Genomic DNA, 19443 nt, shown 5'->3' with positions numbered 1-19443 from the left:
AATATTAACGCCATCGACGTTCAGAGAGGAGTAAAAATGGATACGGTCCTGGTCAGCCATCCGCTGTGCCCTTATGTGCAGCGGGCGGCGATAGTGCTGGCTGAGAAGGGCGTGCCGTACGAGCGGCGCGATATCGATCTGGCGGCCAAGCCGGATTGGTTCCTGGCGGTGTCGCCGCTGGGGAAGACGCCGGTGCTGCTGACCGGCGGCGCGGCGCTGTTTGAATCGGCCGTGATCTGCGAGTACCTGGATGAGACGCATGCGCCGCGCCTGCATCCATCGGACGCCCTGCTGCGCGCGCAGCAGCGTTCGTGGATGGAGTTCGGCTCGGCGGTATTGAACCTGATAGCCGGATTTTATAACGCCGCCGATCAGCAGGCGCTGGCCGCCAAGGCTGCCGAGATCCACGCACGCTTCGAGCAGGTGGAAGCAGCGCTAGGGGAGGGGCCTTACTTCATGGGCGAGCGATTTGGCATGGTCGACGCGGTCTTCGGGCCGGTGTTCCGCTATTTCGACGTGTTCGATACGATCGCGGAATTCGGCATGCTGGCCGGGCTGCCGCGAACCGCAGCATGGCGCGCCGCGCTTGCCGCGCGGCCGTCGGTGCGGCAGGCCGCGCCGGCCAACTATCCGGACCTGCTGCGCGCCTTCCTGCTGAAGCGCGGCGCGGCGTTGTCGGTCCGGATGGCGGGGTGATCAGGCCACCGTCACGCGCGCCGCGCCTTCGGCCATGCGGCCGATGACGGCGGCTTCGCCGAAGCCTTCGCGGCGGAACAGCTCCAGCACTTCATCGACGCTGGCGGCGTCGCACGACACCAGCAGGCCGCCCGAGGTCTGCGGATCGGTCAGCAGCATGTGCTGCGCCTGCGATACCGACGGCGACAGGTCGACATCCTTGCCATAGGCATCCCAGTTGCGGCCCGAGGCGCCGGTGAAGTAGCCGTCGTGCGCCAACTGCTCCACGCCAGGCAGCAGCGGGATCTTGGCCATCTCCAGGTGCGCGGCCAGCTTGGCGCCGCGCGCCAGTTCCAGCAGGTGGCCCAGCAGGCCGAAGCCCGTGACGTCGGTCAGCGCGTGCACGCCCGCCATGTCCGACAGCGCCTTGCCCGGCTTATTGAGCTTGGTGGTGTTGGCGATCATGGCCTGGTAGCCGGCGGCGTCCAGCTTGTCCTTCTTCAGCGCGGCCGACAGCACGCCCACGCCCAGCGGTTTGCCCAGCACCAGCACGTCGCCGGCCTTGGCGTCGGCGTTGCGTTTTACTTTGGACGGATGGATCAGGCCCAGCACCACCAGGCCGTAGATCGGTTCGACCGAGTCGATGGTGTGGCCGCCGGCGATGGGGATGCCGGCTTCGGCGCAAATCGATTCGCCGCCCTTGATGATCTGGCCGATGGTCTCCAGCGGCAGTTTGTTGATCGGCATGCCGACCAGCGCCAGCGCCATGATCGGCGTGCCGCCCATGGCGTAGACGTCGGAAATGGCGTTGGTGGCGGCGATGCGGCCGAAGTCGTACGGATCGTCGACGATGGGCATGAAGAAGTCGGTGGTGGCGATCAGCGCCTGCTCGTCATTGAGCTTGTAGACGGCGGCGTCGTCGGCGGTCTCGATGCCGACCATCAGCTCCTTCGGCACCGGGAAGCCGGACGAATTCTTCAGGATCTCGGACAGCACGCCGGGCGCGATCTTGCAGCCGCAGCCGCCGCCGTGGGAAAAGGAGGTCAGTTTGATAGCTTCAGGGGTGATAGCTTCATTGGTCATTTTTTCATTCCTTGTTTAGCCTTGTTTAGCCTTCTGCAGCAGATTATCCACCAACTCCAGCAAAGCCGTCTGCTCGGCCGCCGGTGAGAATAAGGGACGCCGCGCGTCGCACTGGGCGCGCAGCAGGGTGTAGAAGTCCGGTTCGTCCAGCGCGCGGTCGATCAGCCGCGCCAACGCGGCGGCGTCGCCGGCCGGGAAATAGCCGGCGTAGTCGTCGCCCAGCATGCCGTGATTGCCGCTGATGTCGCTGGCCAGCACCGGCACGCCGCTGCAAACCGCTTCGATGATGACGTTGGCGCCGCCCTCCATGTGCGAGGCGATCGCCATCAGGAGGCTGCGCTTGAGGCGCTGCCGCGTGGCCGCGTGGGGCAGTGCGCCCAGCCACCGGTAGCGCGGATGGGCTGCCGCCGTGGCCAGCGCCGCTTGTTCCAGCGCCGGCTCCAGCGCGCCGCCGATGTGGACCAGGCGCGCCATGGGCGCGGCCACCAGCGCGGCCGCGCGCATGAAGGTCAGCGGATCTTTTTCGGAACGCAGGTGGCCGATCATGACAACGTCCTGATGGCGCTTGTTGGCGGGAGCCGCCGGCTTCAGCGTGGCCGCCGACTGGAAGATCACGCTGGCCTTGGCGCGCAGCGGCGCGGGCAGGGCGTCCATGCCGGCAGGTTGCAGCAGCACCAGCGCGCTGGCCTGGCGCAGCGCCTGCTGGGCGCTGGCGTCGGTCTGGATGTCGCGATACAGGTCGGTCCCGGTCAGCAGCAGGATAGACGGCCGTTGCGGAAAGGCGCGCGCGTAGGCGTCGAGCGATGGCGCGGAGCGGCGCGCGTGCAGTGCGATCAGCAGGTCGGGCGGGGCTTGCTCGTCGCGCTGTTTGCCAGATTCTGGCCACTGTTGTGAAATCGATACCCGGTAGCGCGTGCGCAGGAAACGCGCCCAGCGGCTTGCGCTCTGCCAGTTGCCGTTGTTGGCGCGGGCAGAGGCGGGACTGACGATCCAGATATGGGGTGCGCTCACTGGTGTTTTGGCTAAAAATCGTTACAATCGGCTCATGATATCAAGCCCAACATCGTTCAGGAACGCGACGCCACAGCAGTTGGCGCTGGCGCTGCGGCATGCGCGGGATTATACGCTGTCGCTGTTCGACTGCTTCGCCGCCGCCGGCATGGACTCGCCGGCGCGGGTGCCGCAGCTGCGCATCGTCAATCCGCCCTTGTGGGAGCTGGGCCACATCGCCTGGTTCGCCGAATGGTTCATCCTGCGCGAAGCCGCCTCCAGCCATCCGGCCGACGCCCACGGCAACTGCCTGCTGAGCAAAGGCGACGACTGGTTCGATTCGGCGACGGTGCCGCACCGCGCCCGCTGGACGCTGGACCTGCCCAGCACCGGCGCGTTGAAGACCTACTGCCGCGAAGTGCTGGACCGCGTGCTCGACAAGCTGTCGCGCGAACCGAATGACGACGCGGCGTTGTATCCCTACCGGCTGGCGCTGGCGCACGAGGACATGCACGGCGAAGCGCTGCTCTACACCTTGCAGACCCTGGGCCTGGCCGCGCCGGCGCAGGCTGCGCACAACGAGCAGCCGCTGTTCGCGCCGTCGGAGATCGGCTTCCCCGGCGGGACCATCCAATTGGGCAGCGCCGAAGGGCAGGGCTTCGTGTTCGACAACGAGCGCGAGGCGCACAGCTTCCGCGTGGCGGCGTTCACCATCGACAGCACCCTGGTGACCAATGCGCAGTATGCCGATTTCGTCGCCGACGGCGGTTACGACAACCGCCAGTTCTGGAGCAGCGCCGGCGCCGACTGGCTGATGCGCCAGGAGCGTTCGGCGCCGCGTTATTGGCAGCGCGACGGCGCCCAATGGCGCACCGTGCGCTTCGGCCAGCCAACCACGCTGGCCGGCGCCGAACCGGTGCGCCATGTGAACCTGTATGAAGCGCAGGCTTACTGCGCCTGGGCCGGACGCCGCCTGCCGACCGAGACGGAGTGGGAGTACGCTGCCTTGTCGGGCCATCCGGCGTTCCGCTGGGGCCAGCTGTGGGAGTGGACGGCGTCGCCGTTCGAGCCTTACCCCGGCTTCAAGGCCGACCTTTATCGCGAATATTCCGAGCCGTGGTTCACTACGCACCAGACCTTGCGCGGCGCCTCGTTCGCGACGCCGCTGCGTTTCGACTCGATCAAATTCCGCAATTTCTTCCTGCCCGAGCGCGACGATTTCTATGCCGGATTCCGCACCTGCGCCTGGCCGGGATAGTTCAACAATAAGAAGGCTTTTTTGCGTGCGCTCTGCTATTCTTTTCTTTTCGAAGAAAAAGGCGCACCCAATGAAACTCAAGCATCTCCTGATTTCCGCCACCGTCCTTGGCACCCTGGGCGCGGCCGCGCCGTCGTTTGCCGACGGCGCCAAAGTGGTGGCGATACGCGCCGGTAAGCTGGTCGACGTGGTCGCCGGCACGGTGCTCAAGGACCAGACCATCATCATCACCGGCGAGCGCATTACCTCGGTCGGCCCGAGCGCGTCGGCCAAGGTGCCCGCCGGCGCGCAGCTGATCGACCTGTCGTCGCAGACGGTGCTGCCAGGCCTGATCGACATGCATACCCATTTGACCGGCGACCCTTACCTGGGCGGCTATAACGCGCTGGGCGTGTCCGACACCCGCGCGGCGCTGTACGGCGTGCGCGCCGCGCGCAAGACGCTGGAGGCGGGCTTCACCACCGTGCGCAACGTCGGCGCCGGCGGCTTCGGCGACGTGGCCCTGCGCGACGCCATCAACGACGGCGATTTCGTCGGCCCGCGCATGCGCACCGCCGGTTACGCCATCGGCATCCAGGGCGGCCATTGCGACGAGAATCTGCTGCCGCCGGATATGAAGTTCACCGGCCGCGGCGTGGCCGACGGCCCGTGGGAGGCGCGCGCCAAGGTGCGCGAGATGGCCAAGTACGGCGCCGACGTGATCAAGATCTGTGCATCGGGCGGCGTACTGTCCAAGGGCGACGAGCCGGGCGCGCAGCAGTACACGCTGGAAGAGATGCAGGCCATCGTCGGCGAGGCGCATAAACTGGGCCGCAAGGTGGCCGCGCACGCGCACGGCACCAGCAGCATCCGCGATGCGATCCTGGCCGGTGTCGATTCGATCGAGCACGCAAGCCTGATCGACGACGAGGGCATCAAGCTGGCGCGCGAGAAGGGCACCTACCTGGTGATGGACATCTACAACGACGACTTCATCCTGCAGGAAGGCGAGAAGGCCGGCATGCTGCCGGAATCGATCGCCAAGGAAAAGGTGATCGGCCAGCTCCAGCGCGACAACTTCCGCAAGGCCTTCAACGGCGGCGCCAAGATGGCGTTCGGCAGCGACTCCGGCGTCTATCCGCACGGCGACAACGCCAAACAGTTCGCCTACATGATCAAGTACGGCATGACGTCGATGCAGGCGATCCAGGCGGCCACCATCAACGCGGCCGACCTGCTGGGCTGGAAGGACCGCGTCGGTTCGCTCGCCGCCGGCAAGTTCGCCGACATCATCGCCGTCAAGGGCGATCCGTCGGAAAACGCGACGGAACTGACCAAGGTGACCTTCGTCATGAAGGGCGGCGAAGTCATTAGAAAATAAAGGCTTGCCGGGTCATCCCGCTGGCTCGCGGGGCCATGCCGTTGTGGCGTGGATGGTAAAGGGAAGGGGTTGTTTTTCTATATACTTTTCGCTTTCAAACCGTGCACTGCGAGCCAGTATGAGTTTTCCAGCCTTCCCCCGCCACCTGGCCTTGTTGGCGCTGGCCGCCGCGTTGAACGCCTGCGGCGGCGGCTCAGGTTCTTCCAGTCCCACCGCGGACACCACCGCCGCCACCACCGTCATCGGCACCACGCCGGACACCACCGGCACCATTGCCATTGCCGGCGTGGCGCAGGCGGTCAAATTGCCAGGCGGCGCGGCGTTGGCCGGCATGGGCGATGCGATGGTCGTCGGCGATCATATCGTGGTGCGCTCCTTCTCCGATTCCAGCATCACCGTCAACGGCAACAAGGTCCACCCGCGCACGCGGTTGAGTGTGCTGGACCAGAACGGCACGCTGGTTTCCAGCACCGACTACGGCTTCACTTTGGCCGCCGGCTATACCGGCGAGTGGCAGATGCTGGCTTCGCCGGATGGTTTCGTCATGGTGCAGTCGGGACCCGGCACCAGGCTGCTGCACTTCGACGCGCAGGCTAAGCTGGTCGGCGAGCCGCTGGAACTGTATCCGGCCGTCGCCGCCACATCCACCACCGAGCTGGCATCGGCTGAAAGCAGCGGTGCAGTGGACGGCAACGGATTCTGGCTGGCCACCACCTTCTCGCTGCTGCCGATCACCGAGAAGACGCAGTACATACTCAAGCTGTGCAAGTTCGATTTCAACGGCCGGCAGTTGACGCCTCCGCTGCAGATTTCGACGCAGGCGGTGCATCCGCATATCGCGGCGTCGGGCAGCGCGGTGCTGGCTGCATGGCTGGAGGGCGGCGGCGCGATGGTGGCCATGTGGCCGAAAGGACTGGGTGCGCCGGTCCTGCGTTCGCTGGGTACCAGCGGCGCGCAGCCATATCCGATCGTCCTCGATACCAACGGCAAACTGGGTGTGCTATGGAACGGCAAGGCTACGTTGACCAGCCCCGGTGGCGTGATGGGCGTGGCGATCGACAAGAACGGCGTCGCGGTGCTGCCCGCCGACCGCATCGACCTTGGCAAGGAAACCTTGTCCAGCCACTGGCCGGGCAACGGGCGGATGGCCGAAGTGGATGCGCGCGTGTACAAGGGCAGCCTGCTGCTGGCCGATGTGGCGGTCGGCGCCTACAGCCCCGGCGATCCGGTGGGTGATGTGATGGTGCTGGCCGACTACGGCGTCGGCACGGCGGCCCTGTCGTCGCAAAAGGAACTGATCTTCCGCATCAAGATGACCGGCACAGGCTCGGTGCTGGGCAGCTATCCGGTGATGCGGCAAATGCTGTTTGCGGATCACGCCACGCTGCTGTTCGGCGATGAGAACCACCTGGAGGCGGTACGCGTGACCCGCAATTGAGCGGCGTTTAGATCAGCGATTCCGCCAGGTCGCGCAGGTCGTCGGCGTATTCCATCTCGATCAGCTCCTTGCGGGCGACGCCGCTGCGCCAGGCCGCGGTGGCGATCTTCGGCGTGACGCCGCTCAGCAAACGCGGATCCAGCAGGCCCGGCACCACATAATCCTTGCCGAAGCGGGCGTCGCTGCGCGCCATGTCGGCCAGCGCCACCACGCAGGCGCGCTTCATTTCCTGGTTGATGGTCGAGGCGCCGCAGTCCAGCGCCGCGCGGAACAGGTAAGGGAAGCACAGCGCGTTGTTGATCTGGTTCGGATAGTCCGAACGGCCGGTGGCGATGATGGCGTCCGGCGCCACTTCGCGCACCAGTTCCGGACGCAGCTCAGGCTCCGGATTGGCCAGCGTGAAGACGATAGGCTGCGGTTTCATGCGCTCGATGTCCAGCGGCGACAGCACGCCGGGACCGGACACGCCGAGGAATACATCCGCGCCGTCCATTACGTCGGACAGCTTGCTGGCGCTGGTGTCCTGCGCCCAGGCGGCTTTTTCGCCGTCCAGATTGCGGGCGGTGGTCAGCATTCCCTTGCTGTCGCAGACGAAGATATTGCGACGTTCCGCGCCCAGGTCCACCAGCAGTTCCAGGCAGGCGATGGCTGCCGCGCCGGCGCCGGAGCAGACGATCTTCACGGTGGCGATATCGCGGCCGGTCATCTCGATCGCGTTCAGCATGCCGGCGCCGACCACGATGGCGGTGCCGTGCTGATCGTCATGGAACACCGGGATCGACAGACGCTCGCGCAGCTTGCGCTCGATGTAGAAGCATTCCGGCGCCTTGATGTCTTCCAGGTTGATGCCGCCGAAGGTCGGGTGCAGCGCGGCGACGATGTCGATCAGCTTATCGGGATCGGTTTCGTCGATCTCGATGTCGAAGGCGTCGATGCCGGCGAATTTTTTGAACAGCACCACTTTGCCTTCCATCACAGGCTTGCCGGCCAGCGCGCCGATGTTGCCGAGGCCGAGCACCGCGGTGCCGTTGGTGATCACGCCGACCAGGTTGCCCTTGGCCGTGTACTCGTAGGCCTTGGCCGGATCGCGCTGGATTTCCACGCACGGCGCGGCCACGCCCGGCGAATACGCCAGCGCCAGGTCTTCCTGGGTGGCGACGCTCTTGGTCACTTCGATGGCGATCTTGCCGGCGCTGCCGGCGCGGTGGTAGGCCAGCGCTTTTTGTTCGATGGTGCTCATGGGTGTCCTCGTTATTTTATTGGCTCTGAATGCGAAAAACGCCTGCACTAGCCGAAGCTGGTACAGGCGCAAACTGCTGGGGATCAGTACATCATGGATACAGGCCGCGTACTTCGCGGGCCTGCAGCACGCGGGTGCACGCCAGGATGAAGGTGGCGGTGCGCAGCGTGACCTTCTTCTCCTGCGACACCGACCATACGGCGTTGAAGGCGTCCTGCATGATGCGGGTCAGGCGGGCATTGATTTCGTCCTCGCTCCAGAAGAAGCTGGAGAAATCCTGTACCCATTCAAAGTACGACACGGTCACGCCGCCGGCGTTGGCCAGCACGTCCGGCACGATCAGCACGTCCTTGTCGGTCAGGATGTCGTCCGCTTCCGGAGTGGTCGGGCCGTTGGCGCCTTCCAGGATGATCTTGGTGCGGATCGTCGGCGCGTTGGCGGCGGTGATCTGCTGTTCCAGCGCGGCCGGAATCAGGATGTCCGACTCGATGCCCCAGAACGCGTCGCGGTCCAGGAAGGCTTCGGCGCCAGCGAAACCGGTCACGCTGCCGCATTCGGCGACGTGCAGGTGCAGACGTGCCACATCCAGGCCGCCTTGATTGACGACGGTGCCGGTGTGATCCTGCACGGCGATGATCTTGGAGCCGGCTTCCGCGAACATGGTCGCTGCCACGCCGCCGACGTTACCGAAACCCTGGATCGCCACACGAGCGCCTTCGATCGCCACACCGCGCTTGGCGGCGGCTTCGCGGCCCACCACGAACACGCCACGGCCGGTCGCTTCGCGGCGGCCCAGCGAGCCGCCCAGCGAGATAGGCTTGCCGGTGACGACGCCGGTCGACAGGTTACCTTCGATCATGGCGTAGGAGTCCATCATCCATGCCATCACCTGTTCGTTGGTGTTGACGTCCGGTGCCGGGATGTCCTTGTTTGGTCCGATGATCAGCGAGATTTCGCTGGTGTAGCGGCGGGTCAGGCGCTGCAGTTCGCCACGGGACAGGGTTTTCGGATCGACGCGGATGCCGCCTTTGGCGCCGCCGTATGGCACGTTCACTGCCGCGTTTTTCACGGTCATCCATGCCGACAGGGCCATCACTTCGGACAGGGTCACGTCCTGGTGGAAGCGCACGCCGCCTTTGCCTGGACCACGCGACATATTGTGCTGGACGCGGTAGCCTTCGTAGTGGGCGATCGAGCCATCATCGCGCTCGATCGGCACGTCGACGGTCAGGATGCGCTTCGGACGCTTCAGGGTTTCGACCCAGCGCGACAGGCTGCCCAGGTGCGGGGTGACGCGGTCGATCTGCTGCAGGTAGACGCCCCAAGGGCCCAGGTCTTCTGGATTGAGGTAGGAAGGCAGTGCGTGTGCTTGTACAGTGGTCATGCTCAAGTCTCCGTTTGAATTCGTGGCTGAAGGCCGCTCGTGGCGCACTTCAAGTGGAGCGAATCATAGGATGGGAGACTGAAAACGGGCCAATGCTGTATGCGCATTCGGCTATGCAAAAAATGCATAGTTATGCGCCGCCGTCGTTTCCGCGAAGGCGAGAATCCATACTCAGCATGGATTCCCGCCTTCGCGGGAATGACGTGGCTATCGTTCTGAGGCTGGAATACGGCGTTTGCGGCCGCTATCTTTTTGCTGCTGTTCGAGGAATTCCCACAGCCGTTCGACGATAGCCTTGCCGCGCCGGTGCGCCGACGGGCGCTCGCGGTACAGGCGGATTTCCATTTCGATCTCCCACTCCGAGGCGCCGCCGTCGGCGCGCGCCAGCTGCTTTTGCTTGAGCTCCCGCGTGACCGCCGATTCGGGCAGGAAGGCCACGCCGCGGCCTTCCAGCGCCATCATCTTCAGGCCCTCGGCCATGTCGGTTTCGTAGTGCGGGTCCAGGTGCAGCGGGGTCTTGGCGTCGGTCAGGATCAGTTCCACCATGCGGCCCAGATAGGCGTTATTCGTGTACGACAAAAACGGCAGCGGCTCCTTCTTGGTGCCGGGCAGCGTGAATTCCGGCGCCTTGTTCTTGTCGCAGCGGGCGTAGGCGCACAGCGATTCGCGGCCCATCACCAGCATGTCGTAGCGGCCCGGGTCGAGCTGCACCGGCTGGCGCGGATGGTGGTAGCACAGCAGCAGGTCGCAGCCGCCTTCGACCAGTTGCATCACGGCGTCGTGCACGTTGAGCGCCATCAGGCGGCTGCTGATCGGCGCGAAGTCCTGCTCCAATGCGGTCAGCCATTTCGGCACGAAAGTCAGCGACAGCGTGTGTGGCACCGCCAGGTCGATGCTGGTTTGCGCGGCGGCGCGCTTGGAGCGCAGCATGTCGCGCGCGCCGTTGATCTGCGCCAGCATCTCCAGCGCCTGCTCGTAGAACACGATGCCGGCCGGCGTCAATCGGGTCGGATAGGAAGTACGGTCGATCAGGTCCGTGCCCAGCCAGTTTTCCAGCGACTGGATGCGGCGGGAGAAGGCGGGCTGCGTCACGTGCCGCAGCGCCGCCGAGCGGCTGAAATTATTGGTCTCGACCAGCGAGATGAAGTCTTCCAGCCATTTGGTTTCCATGCACGTTTCCTTTTACTGCGGTTGCGGGGTGTTAGCGGGATTGTCGCTGCTGATGCTGCGGATAGGCGTGAGCAGATACGCCAGTGTCGCGAACACCACCAGTATGATGCCACCGCCGAGGAACAATTGCGACAGCGAGATCATCGTCAGCACCCAGCCGGTGACGGCGGCCGACAACGGCGCCAGTCCCATGAAGATGAACATGAAGATGCTCATGGCGCGGCCCATCATGTGCGGCGGCACGCGGCGCTGGATCCAGGTGAAGACGTTGATCTGCATGTAGCCGGACAGCAGGCCGAGCGTCAGCATCAGCGCGCACGCCTGCCACGGGGCTTGCACGGCGCCGAGCGGCATCACCAGGAAACCGGCGATGGCGTCCGCCACCAGCAGCACGGTGCCGAAGCTGGCGAAGCGCAGGCGCGCGCCCAGCACCGCGGCGCCGGCCATCCCGAACAGCATGCCGGCGCCGTTGGCGCCCATCAGGATGCCGAGGGCGGAGGCGCCGTGCAGCTTCTCGCTGGCCAGCACCGGGATCGCCACCTGCATCGAGCCGCCGATGAACAGCGATACCGTGCCCCAGTAGATGAAGCACAGGCGCAGCGGCACGTCGTTCCACACCATCATCAGGCCGGCGCCGACGGAGCGCAGCACCGATTGCGGCGCTTCCGCCTGCGCCGGCGCCTTCAGCTGGCCGACCTTGGACAGGGTCCACGCCGAGACCAAGAAGCTGACGCAGTCGAAGCCGAAGGCAAACGCCAGGCCGCGCGCATCGGCCACCACGCCGCCGCTGTCGCCGGACATTGCCAGCAGGCCGGCCGCCATCAGGGGGCCGATCAGCATCGACACCTGGCGCAATCCCATCAGCACGCCGTTGGCCGCCTGCAGATGCTCGGCGGCGATCGCCTGCGGCATGATCGAGGTGCCGGACGGGATGCCGAAAGCCTGCGCCAGGCCGATACAGAAGGCCAGCACGTAGATGATCATCAGCGTCAGGTGCGCGTTCAGGTCGATGGTCAGCGACAGCGACTCGCTCAGCGCGAAGGTCAGCGTCGGCTGGTTGTGCAGCACCAGCAAGGTCAATAGGCCAAGCAGCACGGCGTTGGCGTACTTGCTCAGCATGAGGACGCGCTTGGGTGAGTAGCGGTCCACCACGGCGCCGCCGATCAGGATGAAGACGGCGCGCGGAATGCTCATCAGCGCGATGACGAAGCCCAGCGCCAGTGTGTCGCCGGTGAGCTTGAGCACCAGCCAGGGCAGGGCGATCATGGTCAGCTGGTCGCCCAGCATGGAGATCACGCCGCCGCGCAGCAGCCACTTGAAGTTCGGGTCGCGCTTCAATGCCGCGCGTTGCAGTTTTTTTGGATCGTCCATGATGGCTCTCTTTTCTATCCCTGTCAGGAGTTGGTGGCGTTCATGCCGGCGATCAGGCCAAGCGCGGTGCTCAGCTCATCGAAATGCGCGGTGGGGCAGTTGCGCAGCAGGTCCTTGCTGATCTGCTCCGCCACCACGACGGCGTTGTTCAGCAGTTCTCGGCCGGTGTCGGTGATGGCGGCGTAGGCCACGCGGGCGTCGCGCGGATCCTGCTGGCGTTCGACCAGGCCGATTTTCTCCAGCGGCAGCAGGGTGCGGGTGACGCCGGACGCGGTCAGGCCTTGGCGCTCGGCCAGGTCGACCCGGCGCAGGCGGCCGCCGGGGGCGCGGTTCAGGTAGTGCAGCAACATGAAGTCGCCGAAGCTGATGCCGTGGTAGCCGCCCAGCACCTGGTCGAGCCGGCGCACCAGCGCGGCCTGTGCCCGCGCCAGCCGCAGTGCAAATTCCAAGCTTGGACTGACGTCGGCCGGGGTGTCGTTGTTGATCTCGCTCATGCGAACTCCTGTTGTTAAATAATTCTTGATAAATGCTTGAGTAGGCAAGTATATCGCAAATGCTTGCGTACGCAAGTACTTTTTTGTTTATTAAGCGACAGAACATAAACACCTCCTGTCGCAATACGAAAATATCTGTAATTTTGTTACAGATCGCGACTAGAATGGCTGCTGCTTAATACACAAGAAATAGCGGAGACTTATATGCACATGGGAACCACTGAGATATTCCTGATCGCCATGCTGATCATTTTCAGCGTGCCGTACCTGATCTGGCGCTTCGGCAACACCGACTACTACGCGCCGCTGGTGGTGGTGCAGATCATCACCGGCATCCTGCTGGGGCCGGGCATCATGGGGCGCGCCTATCCGGAGTACTACAGTTTCGTCTTCAACCCGCAGGTGGTGCAGTCGCTGAACGGCATCGCCTGGTGGGCGGTGATGATCTTCGTGATGATCGCCGGCATCGAGCTGGACCTGAAAAAGGCCTGGGAGCACCGCCGCGAAAGCACCATCACCGCCGGCCTGGCGCTGGGCACGCCGCTGGTGTTCGGCTGCGCCGCCGCGCTGGGGCTGGTCGGCTACGCCGGCTGGATGGGCCCGAAAGCGCAGAGCTGGCAGTTCGTGCTGGGCATCGGCATGGCGTGCGCGGTGACCGCGCTGCCCATCCTGATCCTGCTGATGGAAAAGCTGGAGATCCTGCGCCAGCCGATCGGCCAGCGCATCCTGCGCTACGCCAGCCTGGACGATATCGCCATCTGGGGTGTGCTGGCGGTGATCCTGCTGGACTGGGACCGGGTCGGCCGCCAGCTGGGCTTCCTGGTGGTGTTTGCCGTGGCGACCAAGCTGTTCCGCATGATGATGGTGCGCCTCGAAGAGCGCGACCGCTGGTACATCTCCTTCATCTGGCTGGCCGCATGCGCGTTCGCCGCCGACTGGGCCGGCCTGCACTTCATGGTCGGCGCCTTCCTGGCCGGCGCGGTGATGGATGCGGACTGGTTCAACCAGGAGAAGATGGATTTCATGCGCGCCAACGTGCTGATGGCGATCATGCCGGTATTTTTCCTCAGCACCGGTCTGCGCACCAACTGGGCGGTGGGCGGCTCGGCGGTGTTCATCGTCGCGGCGGTGATGCTGATCGCCTCGGTCAGCGGCAAGCTGGCCGGCATCCACATCGCCGGCAAGATCCTCAAATGGGGGCCGGGCGAGGCGTCCATCATCGGCTGGCTGTTGCAGACCAAGGCGCTGATCATGATCATTTTTGTCAACATTTTGCTCGACAAGCAGATCATCACCAGCGAGACCTTCACCGCGCTGTTGCTGATGGCGATAGGTAGCACCATGCTGACGGTGCCGATGGTGTATCCGAAATTGCAGCGGGTTGCGCAGCTGATCTTCAAAACCAGCTGATATAATGGCGGGATGAACGATACTACTCAACTCCCTCCGCTGCCCGATCGCCTGTCGATCGACCCGCGCAGCAAATTCCACGTTGCCGCCGTGTTTGAACACGATGTGGGCATCCGTTTTAACGATAAAGAACGCCTGGACGTCGATGAGTACTGCATCAGCGAAGGCTGGATCAAGGTCCCGGCCGGCAAGAGCCTGGACCGTTTCGGTAACCCGATGCTGATCAAGCTGAAGGGCAAAGTCGAAGCCTTCTATCGTTAATCCATCCGAATAAAGAGAAAACCACCTGCCTGAACGCGCTCAAGATCGCGTTCGGTGCGGGTGGTTTTTTTTTGCTCGATCAGAACCGGTGGTTGTATTCCGCCGTGAAGCGTACCTGGCGTTCTGGCGCGCGTCCCAGCACCTGGTTGTAGTACGAACTGATCGACCCAGGGCCCGAGTTGTAGCCCGGTTGCGTGGCCAGGTCGGTCTGCTTGTTCAGCAGGTTGAAGACATCCGCCTTCATGCTCAGGCCCTTGAGCCAACGCGGCATGTAGGTCACGTTCAGCGCCAGTCGCACGTCGGTCGGCAGCGTGCCGGCGGTGCCGCGCGGCGCCAGCTTCTCGTCGCAATAGAAGGTGGCGGAGCCGTACCAGCCGGCCGGGTTGTTGTTGACGTCCAGCGCCTTGGGCAGGTTGCCGATGCAGGACTTCGGCGCGCCGGTGGCGATGTTGAGGTTGCCGCCTACGCGCCATTCCGGGGTCAGCTCATAGTAGCCATACGCCTTCAGCACTTGCGTGTGGTTGTTGGGCAGCAGGCCGTTGGCGCCGGTCATCAGCTCCGGATAGTCGAAGGCGGTGGTGGCCGCCAGGTCGGCCTGGCCGATGTCGGACGCCACCTGGCCTTCCATATTGCCCCGGCTGCGCGACAAGGTGTAGTTGACCTTGCCGTACCAGCCGTCGCGCAACGGATGCTCGATGAAGAAGTCCAACGCGGTGTAGATGCGCTGCACTTTCGGCAGGCCGATGTCGTCGGCCGTCAGCGGGATGGTCACCAGCTTGCCGTCGCGGCGCAGGTCCAGCTCCAGCGTATTGTCGCGGCCCGGATTGATCAGCAGGCAGGGCATGAGGTACTTGCTGGCGTCGACCTTGTTGCGCTTGGCCCAGGCATCCACCGGACGCTGGTCGCACCAGTCTTCGATGGTGTTGCGCAGCGTGCGGTAGGTGAACTTGGCGCCGGCGGTATAGGTGGGCGTCAGTGCGGCTTCGATGCCCAGCGCCAGTTCATCCTGGTAGGTGGCGCCCAGGCTGCTGGCCGCCACCTGGTGCGGATCCTTGGCCTGGCCCCACTCGTTGCCGCCCGAGACCTGCGGGCTGATTTCGGTCAGGCCGGTCGGCACGCCGGTCTTGGGATCGACGCCGGTGTAGGTGAAGTAGTGGTCGATGTGTACCGGATTGCCGGCCAGGCGCAACGCCACGCTGGTCGGAATCTGCAGGTGATAGCGGCCGGCGTTGGCGAACAGCTTCATGCTGCTGTCGCCGCGTACGTCCCATGATGCGCCCAGGCGCGGCGCCAGCATGTGGCGCTGCTCGGCATACGGCACGCCGAAGCTGTTCTTGTTGGTGAACTGTTCGTTGCGCAGTCCCAGGTCCAGCAGCAGCGTGTTGGTGATCTGCCAGCGATCCTGCAGGTACTGCGCGCTCTGGTCGGTCTGCGGCGAGGCCGCATCGCTCTGGTGGTATTCGTTCACATAGTAGCCCTGCGCGCCGTAGCCGCCGCCGGATGCAGGCGAGCGGCCACCCGGCACCGTCGAATTCGGATCGGCCGCGCGGAAGTAATTCCAGCTGCCGCCACCGGCCAGCGAGGAACCGTTGATCGACGAAACGTCGTTGCGGTCGATGCCGGCGCGCAGCGCGTGGTCGCCCAGCTTGTACTCGACGTCCAGGCGCAGCGTGGATTGCTTGTCTTCCGCGTTGGCCACCTGGATGGTGCCGCCTATGGTCTGCGGATTGTTGTAGGTCAGCCCCGGCACCTGCGCGCGCACCGGGGCGTTGATCTGGTACACGCCCGGCACATAGCCTTCCACGCTTTGCGGATAGGTCGATTTGAAGCGGCCGGCCAGCGCGGTCACGGTCAGGCGGTCGGTCAGGTAGCCGGTGTATTTCAGGATCGAGTCGTTGGTGATGGCGCCGTCGCCCGTCACGCCGTCGGCGCGCGTATTGTTGCGCTGTAGTGTGGCGTAGCTGAAGCCGTAGTTCTGCTGGGTCTTCTTGTTCTCGTCGTGGATCTGGGTGAATTCAAGACGATGGTCGTCGTTGATGTTGTAGTCCAGCTTGAGCAGGTAGCGCGGCGTGCGGGTCTGGCGCTCGGTCCAGCCGTTGGTCTTGTTGGTCGAATCGGAGTCCTTGCTGATGTAGCCGGTGCTGAAGCGGTCCTGTTCCAGGTTGGCGAACACGAACAGCTTGTCCTTGATCAGCGGCCCGCCGACATAGACGCTGCCGAAAACGTCGGTGGCGTTGTTGGCGCCGCGGTAGGTCAGCAGCTTGCCGTCGGTGGACGGGTTGGCGCCGGTCTGCGGATAGTAGGTGTCCTCCGGTTTTGCGCGCAGCCAGTTGGGCGTGTACTGCAGCACCGCGCCGGCGTCCCAGTGGTTGGTGCCGCTCTTGGTGGTGATGTTGACCACGCCGCCGGTGGAGCGGCCGAATTCGGCGCCGTAGCCGCCTTGCAGGATCTGCGCCTGCGCGATGGCGAAGAAGGGTAGTGTGGTCGAGCCGATCTGCTTGTACACATTGGTGACCGGGAAGCCGTTGATGTAGTACGAGTTCTCCGACACGCCGGCGCCGCCGAAGCTATCGCCGCCGATGCGCGGATTGCCGCGCGAGGTGCCGGGCGCCAGCTGGATGATGCCCGACAGGCTTTGCGCCACCGGCAGCGCCGCCAGTTCGCGCGCGGTGAACACGGCGCCGTTGTTGGTGTTGCTGACGTCGATGCTACGGCGACGGCTCGACACGGTGATCGCTTGCACGGCGTCGAACGAGGCTTCGACACCTTGGCCGATCAAGACTTCCACTTCCAGCGTGCGTTCGATCTCGTCGCCTCGCATCAGCATGACCTTGTAAATTCCGGGCTGCATGGAGGTGGCCTGATAGCGTCCGCTGGCGTCGGGATAGACGGTGCGGCGCGCGCCGGTGGCCGTGTTCTCCAGCACCACGCTGGCGCCCTTGGCATTGGCTATCTGGCCGAAGATGGTGCCGGTGGCGTTCGATTGTGCGTAGGCTGGTGCGACCAATCCGCCTGATAAAAGGGCGCCGCCGAATGCCAATGCGAGAGCGTGGGCGACGAGTGTCATCCGGGCACGGTGGGTGGTTTTCTTCATGATGTCTCCTGATCGTTATTATGATGATCGGCTGCCGCAGGCAGCCGATGGAGACATACTAGGCAAGGCGGGGATTGCAATCTAATGAATGTTTAACCACTACCATTGCTGAAAACGATATGCATCAATTGGGGAGCGAATCGGGCAGCGTCACCTGCAACGGCGCCTTGCCGTCCCAGGCTATATCCAGCACGGTCTTGCCGTTCAAACGCACCAGCACGCGCTGCGTTTGCTGGCCTGGCCGCAGGCGCGTGGTGACCAGGTCGAGACCTTCGCCCTGGTCGCCGGCGCCGAACGCGCGTATGCGCCGCAAGGCCATGCGCGGCCAACCCTTGGGCAGGCGCGGCGCGAAACTGAAGCTGCGCAAACCGGTAGGCTCGATGCCGAACAGGCCTTCCGTCATCACGCGCGCATACAGGCCGCTTTCCGCCGACAGGTGGCGTTGCTGGCCTTCCGGCCAGGCCTCCACCGCATACGGCACGTGCTCGCCCAGCAGGCGGCGGCCGGAGTAGTAGCGCAGGTAGGGCATGCTGCGTTCCAGTTCACCCGCCTTCAGCAGGCCGCGCAGCGTGTACAGCGTGGCGCGGTCCCAGAAGGTCTTGTCGCCGGCTTCGGTCAGCACGCCGTTTTCAGACCACAGCTGCGGCGACAACAGCGCGTCGATGGTGCCGCGCTGGCGCTCCGTGATGCCGAACGCCAGCGGCAGCGCGATCCACGCGCGCAGCTTGTCGTTGCCGGCGTAGTAGCGGTAGGTGTCGTAACCGCCCATGCTGGCGCCGAAGTAGTGTTCGATGGCTGCGCGCTGCTTCTGCGCCTCCTGCTGGAGCGCGGCTGCGCGCGGCTGGTCGCCCAGCGCCGCGTTCAAGCGCGCGGCGCCGGTCAGGCCACCGTAGGCCAGCACGTTGGTCGACAGGTTGGCTTTGCCGGCCGGGAAGCGGCCTTCCAGTTCGTCGCTGTCGGAATGGACGATGCCTTCGGCGTCGCGCTGGCGGCGGGTGAATTCCAGGCACCAGTCGATCAACGGCAGCAGCTGGCGCGCGGCGCCGGCGTCGCCCTGCGCCAGCGCGAACTGGCTGGCGCCGTAGGAAATCATGGCGCAGTCGCCACGGTCGCCGGCGCCGTTCCAGTAGCCGCGACCCTCGGCGATGATGGAGGAGGGCAGCGGCTTGTAGTCCGGATTCATGTAGCGCGCGAACAGGCCGAAGCTGGTGAGCGCGCTCTGCACGGCGGCGCGGTCGCCCAGGTAGGGGAAGAAGGGATTGACGTATTCCGCCTGGTCGTTGGCCCAGACGGCGGCGTAGTAGCGGGTGCCGCCCGGTCCATGCAGCAGGCCGCCGCGCGTGGCGAACACGCTTTCGGCGGCGCGCACTTTGGAGAAGGCGAACATGGCGTCGAGCACCGGGTCCGGCGTTTCGAGCACCAGATCACCGCGCCACTGCGCCACCTTGCGGGCGCGTGCCTGCAAGGCTTCGTCGCCGTCCACGTACACCATCTCGTTTTCCAGGCGGCCGCTGATGATCACGTCCACGCGCACGCGCGCGCCCGGCGCCAGCGTACCTTCGCGCCTCGGCGATTGCACGGCGATCACGTAGGCGCCGTGCGTGCCGCGGTCGGCGGGCGTGGTCTCGCTGTAGTCCAGTGCGGCGAAGCTGTAGCGGCGCGCGGTCTTGCCGTTGTTGACCAGCTCCAGCCGCTCCACCAGCGCCGGCTCGTCCGGCGACGGCGTCAGCATGCGGGTCAGAAGCAGGCCAGGCGCCAGCTGGGATTGCAGGCCGAGGCGGCCGTCGAAGCGCACCTGTTGCAGACGCTCGGCGGCGGCCTGCACGCCGTCGATCATGATGGCGGGCGTGGCCTCGGGGCCGAACTTGCGTATCAGGCTGGCGTGCGTGTCGTCCGGGATGGTGCGCAGCATCGGCCACACCACGGTGCGTGTCAGCAGCAGCGTGCCGTCGGCCTGGCTGCCGTAGTCGATCACCGCCGATACCTGGCGGCCGCTCATTTCCAGCTGGTCGCGATGGGTGTCGCCGACTTGCCAGCGGATCGCGTTGCCGTCGATCTGCCAGCGCGGCGTGAAGGTTGGCGGCGCGGCTTGCGCGAGGCTGGCCGTCAACAGCGTCGTGGCCAGCGCGCGTAGTGTTTTCTGCATGTTGTTCTCCTTATGGGAATCCGAGATTCCGTCATTCCCGCGAAAGCGGGAATCCATGCACCGCCTCCA

General features: G+C 65.0%; 15 protein-coding genes. 6 read left to right on the top strand and 9 right to left on the bottom strand.

Going from position 1 to position 19443, the window contains the following annotated elements:
* Nucleotides 1–36: 36 nt before the first annotated feature.
* Nucleotides 37–696, top strand: a complete 660-nt coding sequence (locus V6M89_RS24550) for a glutathione S-transferase family protein (RefSeq protein ID WP_332855656.1) — start codon at nucleotides 37–39, stop codon at nucleotides 694–696.
* On the opposite strand, the gene selD is transcribed toward V6M89_RS24550, so the two are convergent.
* Together selD and senB are read right to left on the bottom strand one after the other, a co-directional pair.
* A complete protein-coding gene (gene selD, locus V6M89_RS24545; RefSeq protein WP_332855655.1) occupies nucleotides 697–1758 on the bottom strand; it encodes a selenide, water dikinase SelD in 1062 nt (353 codons plus the stop codon).
* A gap of 15 nt (nucleotides 1759–1773) precedes the next feature.
* Nucleotides 1774–2769, bottom strand: a complete 996-nt coding sequence (gene senB / locus V6M89_RS24540; RefSeq protein WP_332855654.1) for a selenoneine biosynthesis selenosugar synthase SenB — start codon at nucleotides 2767–2769, stop codon at nucleotides 1774–1776.
* Nucleotides 2770–2803: 34 nt separating this feature from the next.
* Here senB and senA point away from each other — a divergent pair, with 34 nt between their 5' ends.
* The 3 genes from senA to V6M89_RS24525 all read left to right on the top strand — a co-directional run bounded on the left by senA (nucleotide 2804) and on the right by V6M89_RS24525 (nucleotide 6804).
* Nucleotides 2804–4006 (top strand): selenoneine synthase SenA, encoded by a 1203-nt coding sequence (senA, locus tag V6M89_RS24535; RefSeq protein WP_332855653.1) that lies wholly within the window; start codon nucleotides 2804–2806, stop codon nucleotides 4004–4006.
* A 70-nt stretch (nucleotides 4007–4076) separates the two neighbouring features.
* Nucleotides 4077–5366: a Xaa-Pro dipeptidase gene (locus tag V6M89_RS24530; RefSeq protein WP_332855652.1), complete on the top strand. Its 1290-nt coding sequence runs from the start codon at nucleotides 4077–4079 to the stop codon at nucleotides 5364–5366.
* 118 nt (nucleotides 5367–5484) lie between these two features.
* A complete protein-coding gene (locus tag V6M89_RS24525; protein WP_332855651.1) occupies nucleotides 5485–6804 on the top strand; it encodes a hypothetical protein in 1320 nt (439 codons plus the stop codon).
* A gap of 7 nt (nucleotides 6805–6811) precedes the next feature.
* Here V6M89_RS24525 and V6M89_RS24520 read toward each other — a convergent pair whose 3' ends face one another.
* From V6M89_RS24520 to V6M89_RS24500, 5 genes are all read right to left on the bottom strand, one after another.
* Entirely contained in the window at nucleotides 6812–8044 is a 1233-nt protein-coding gene (locus V6M89_RS24520) for a malic enzyme-like NAD(P)-binding protein (RefSeq protein WP_442881997.1), read from the bottom strand.
* Between the two features lie 91 nt (nucleotides 8045–8135).
* Nucleotides 8136–9428 carry a Glu/Leu/Phe/Val family dehydrogenase gene (locus tag V6M89_RS24515; protein ID WP_332855650.1) on the bottom strand — a complete coding sequence of 431 codons (1293 nt, stop codon included), beginning with the start codon at nucleotides 9426–9428 and terminating at the stop codon, nucleotides 8136–8138.
* A gap of 207 nt (nucleotides 9429–9635) precedes the next feature.
* Entirely contained in the window at nucleotides 9636–10598 is a 963-nt protein-coding gene (locus V6M89_RS24510; RefSeq protein ID WP_332855649.1) for a LysR substrate-binding domain-containing protein, read from the bottom strand.
* A 12-nt stretch (nucleotides 10599–10610) separates the two neighbouring features.
* Nucleotides 10611–11969, bottom strand: coding sequence for an MFS transporter (locus tag V6M89_RS24505; RefSeq protein WP_332855648.1), 1359 nt, complete (start codon nucleotides 11967–11969; stop codon nucleotides 10611–10613).
* A gap of 23 nt (nucleotides 11970–11992) precedes the next feature.
* The gene (locus tag V6M89_RS24500) at nucleotides 11993–12463 is read right to left on the bottom strand and encodes a MarR family winged helix-turn-helix transcriptional regulator (protein ID WP_332855647.1); all 471 of its coding nucleotides are present in this window, start codon (nucleotides 12461–12463) and stop codon (nucleotides 11993–11995) included.
* Nucleotides 12464–12667: 204 nt separating this feature from the next.
* On the opposite strand from V6M89_RS24500, the gene V6M89_RS24495 reads away from it, so the two are divergent.
* A complete protein-coding gene (locus tag V6M89_RS24495; protein ID WP_332855646.1) occupies nucleotides 12668–13873 on the top strand; it encodes a cation:proton antiporter in 1206 nt (401 codons plus the stop codon).
* 12 nt (nucleotides 13874–13885) lie between these two features.
* Nucleotides 13886–14134: a DUF3297 family protein gene (locus tag V6M89_RS24490; protein WP_026335271.1), complete on the top strand. Its 249-nt coding sequence runs from the start codon at nucleotides 13886–13888 to the stop codon at nucleotides 14132–14134.
* Nucleotides 14135–14213: 79 nt separating this feature from the next.
* Here the strand turns inward: V6M89_RS24490 and V6M89_RS24485 are convergent, their stop codons facing one another.
* Nucleotides 14214–17228, bottom strand: a complete 3015-nt coding sequence (locus tag V6M89_RS24485; protein WP_332855645.1) for a TonB-dependent receptor — start codon at nucleotides 17226–17228, stop codon at nucleotides 14214–14216.
* 124 nt (nucleotides 17229–17352) lie between these two features.
* Nucleotides 17353–19374, bottom strand: coding sequence for a hypothetical protein (locus V6M89_RS24480; RefSeq protein ID WP_332855644.1), 2022 nt, complete (start codon nucleotides 19372–19374; stop codon nucleotides 17353–17355).
* Nucleotides 19375–19443: the final 69 nt, after the last annotated feature.

The sequence above is a fragment of the Duganella sp. S19_KUP01_CR8 genome, from assembly GCF_036688705.1.
Lineage (GTDB): Bacteria > Pseudomonadota > Gammaproteobacteria > Burkholderiales > Burkholderiaceae_D > Rugamonas.
This window is presented reverse-complemented; position numbering and strand designations above follow the sequence as displayed.

Excerpts from the sequence above, each read along its gene's own strand:
- V6M89_RS24550 (WP_332855656.1), top strand. The coding sequence starts at position 37 with ATGGATACGGTCCTGGTCAGCCATCCGCTGTGCCCTTATGTGCAGCGG.
- selD (WP_332855655.1), bottom strand. The coding sequence starts at position 1,758 with ATGACCAATGAAGCTATCACCCCTGAAGCTATCAAACTGACCTCCTTT.
- senA (WP_332855653.1), top strand. The coding sequence starts at position 2,804 with ATGATATCAAGCCCAACATCGTTCAGGAACGCGACGCCACAGCAGTTG.
- V6M89_RS24530 (WP_332855652.1), top strand. The coding sequence starts at position 4,077 with ATGAAACTCAAGCATCTCCTGATTTCCGCCACCGTCCTTGGCACCCTG.
- V6M89_RS24525 (WP_332855651.1), top strand. The coding sequence starts at position 5,485 with ATGAGTTTTCCAGCCTTCCCCCGCCACCTGGCCTTGTTGGCGCTGGCC.
- V6M89_RS24520 (WP_442881997.1), bottom strand. The coding sequence starts at position 8,044 with ATGAGCACCATCGAACAAAAAGCGCTGGCCTACCACCGCGCCGGCAGC.
- V6M89_RS24515 (WP_332855650.1), bottom strand. The coding sequence starts at position 9,428 with ATGACCACTGTACAAGCACACGCACTGCCTTCCTACCTCAATCCAGAA.
- V6M89_RS24510 (WP_332855649.1), bottom strand. The coding sequence starts at position 10,598 with ATGGAAACCAAATGGCTGGAAGACTTCATCTCGCTGGTCGAGACCAAT.
- V6M89_RS24505 (WP_332855648.1), bottom strand. The coding sequence starts at position 11,969 with ATGGACGATCCAAAAAAACTGCAACGCGCGGCATTGAAGCGCGACCCG.
- V6M89_RS24500 (WP_332855647.1), bottom strand. The coding sequence starts at position 12,463 with ATGAGCGAGATCAACAACGACACCCCGGCCGACGTCAGTCCAAGCTTG.
- V6M89_RS24495 (WP_332855646.1), top strand. The coding sequence starts at position 12,668 with ATGCACATGGGAACCACTGAGATATTCCTGATCGCCATGCTGATCATT.
- V6M89_RS24490 (WP_026335271.1), top strand. The coding sequence starts at position 13,886 with ATGAACGATACTACTCAACTCCCTCCGCTGCCCGATCGCCTGTCGATC.
- V6M89_RS24485 (WP_332855645.1), bottom strand. The coding sequence starts at position 17,228 with ATGAAGAAAACCACCCACCGTGCCCGGATGACACTCGTCGCCCACGCT.
- V6M89_RS24480 (WP_332855644.1), bottom strand. The coding sequence starts at position 19,374 with ATGCAGAAAACACTACGCGCGCTGGCCACGACGCTGTTGACGGCCAGC.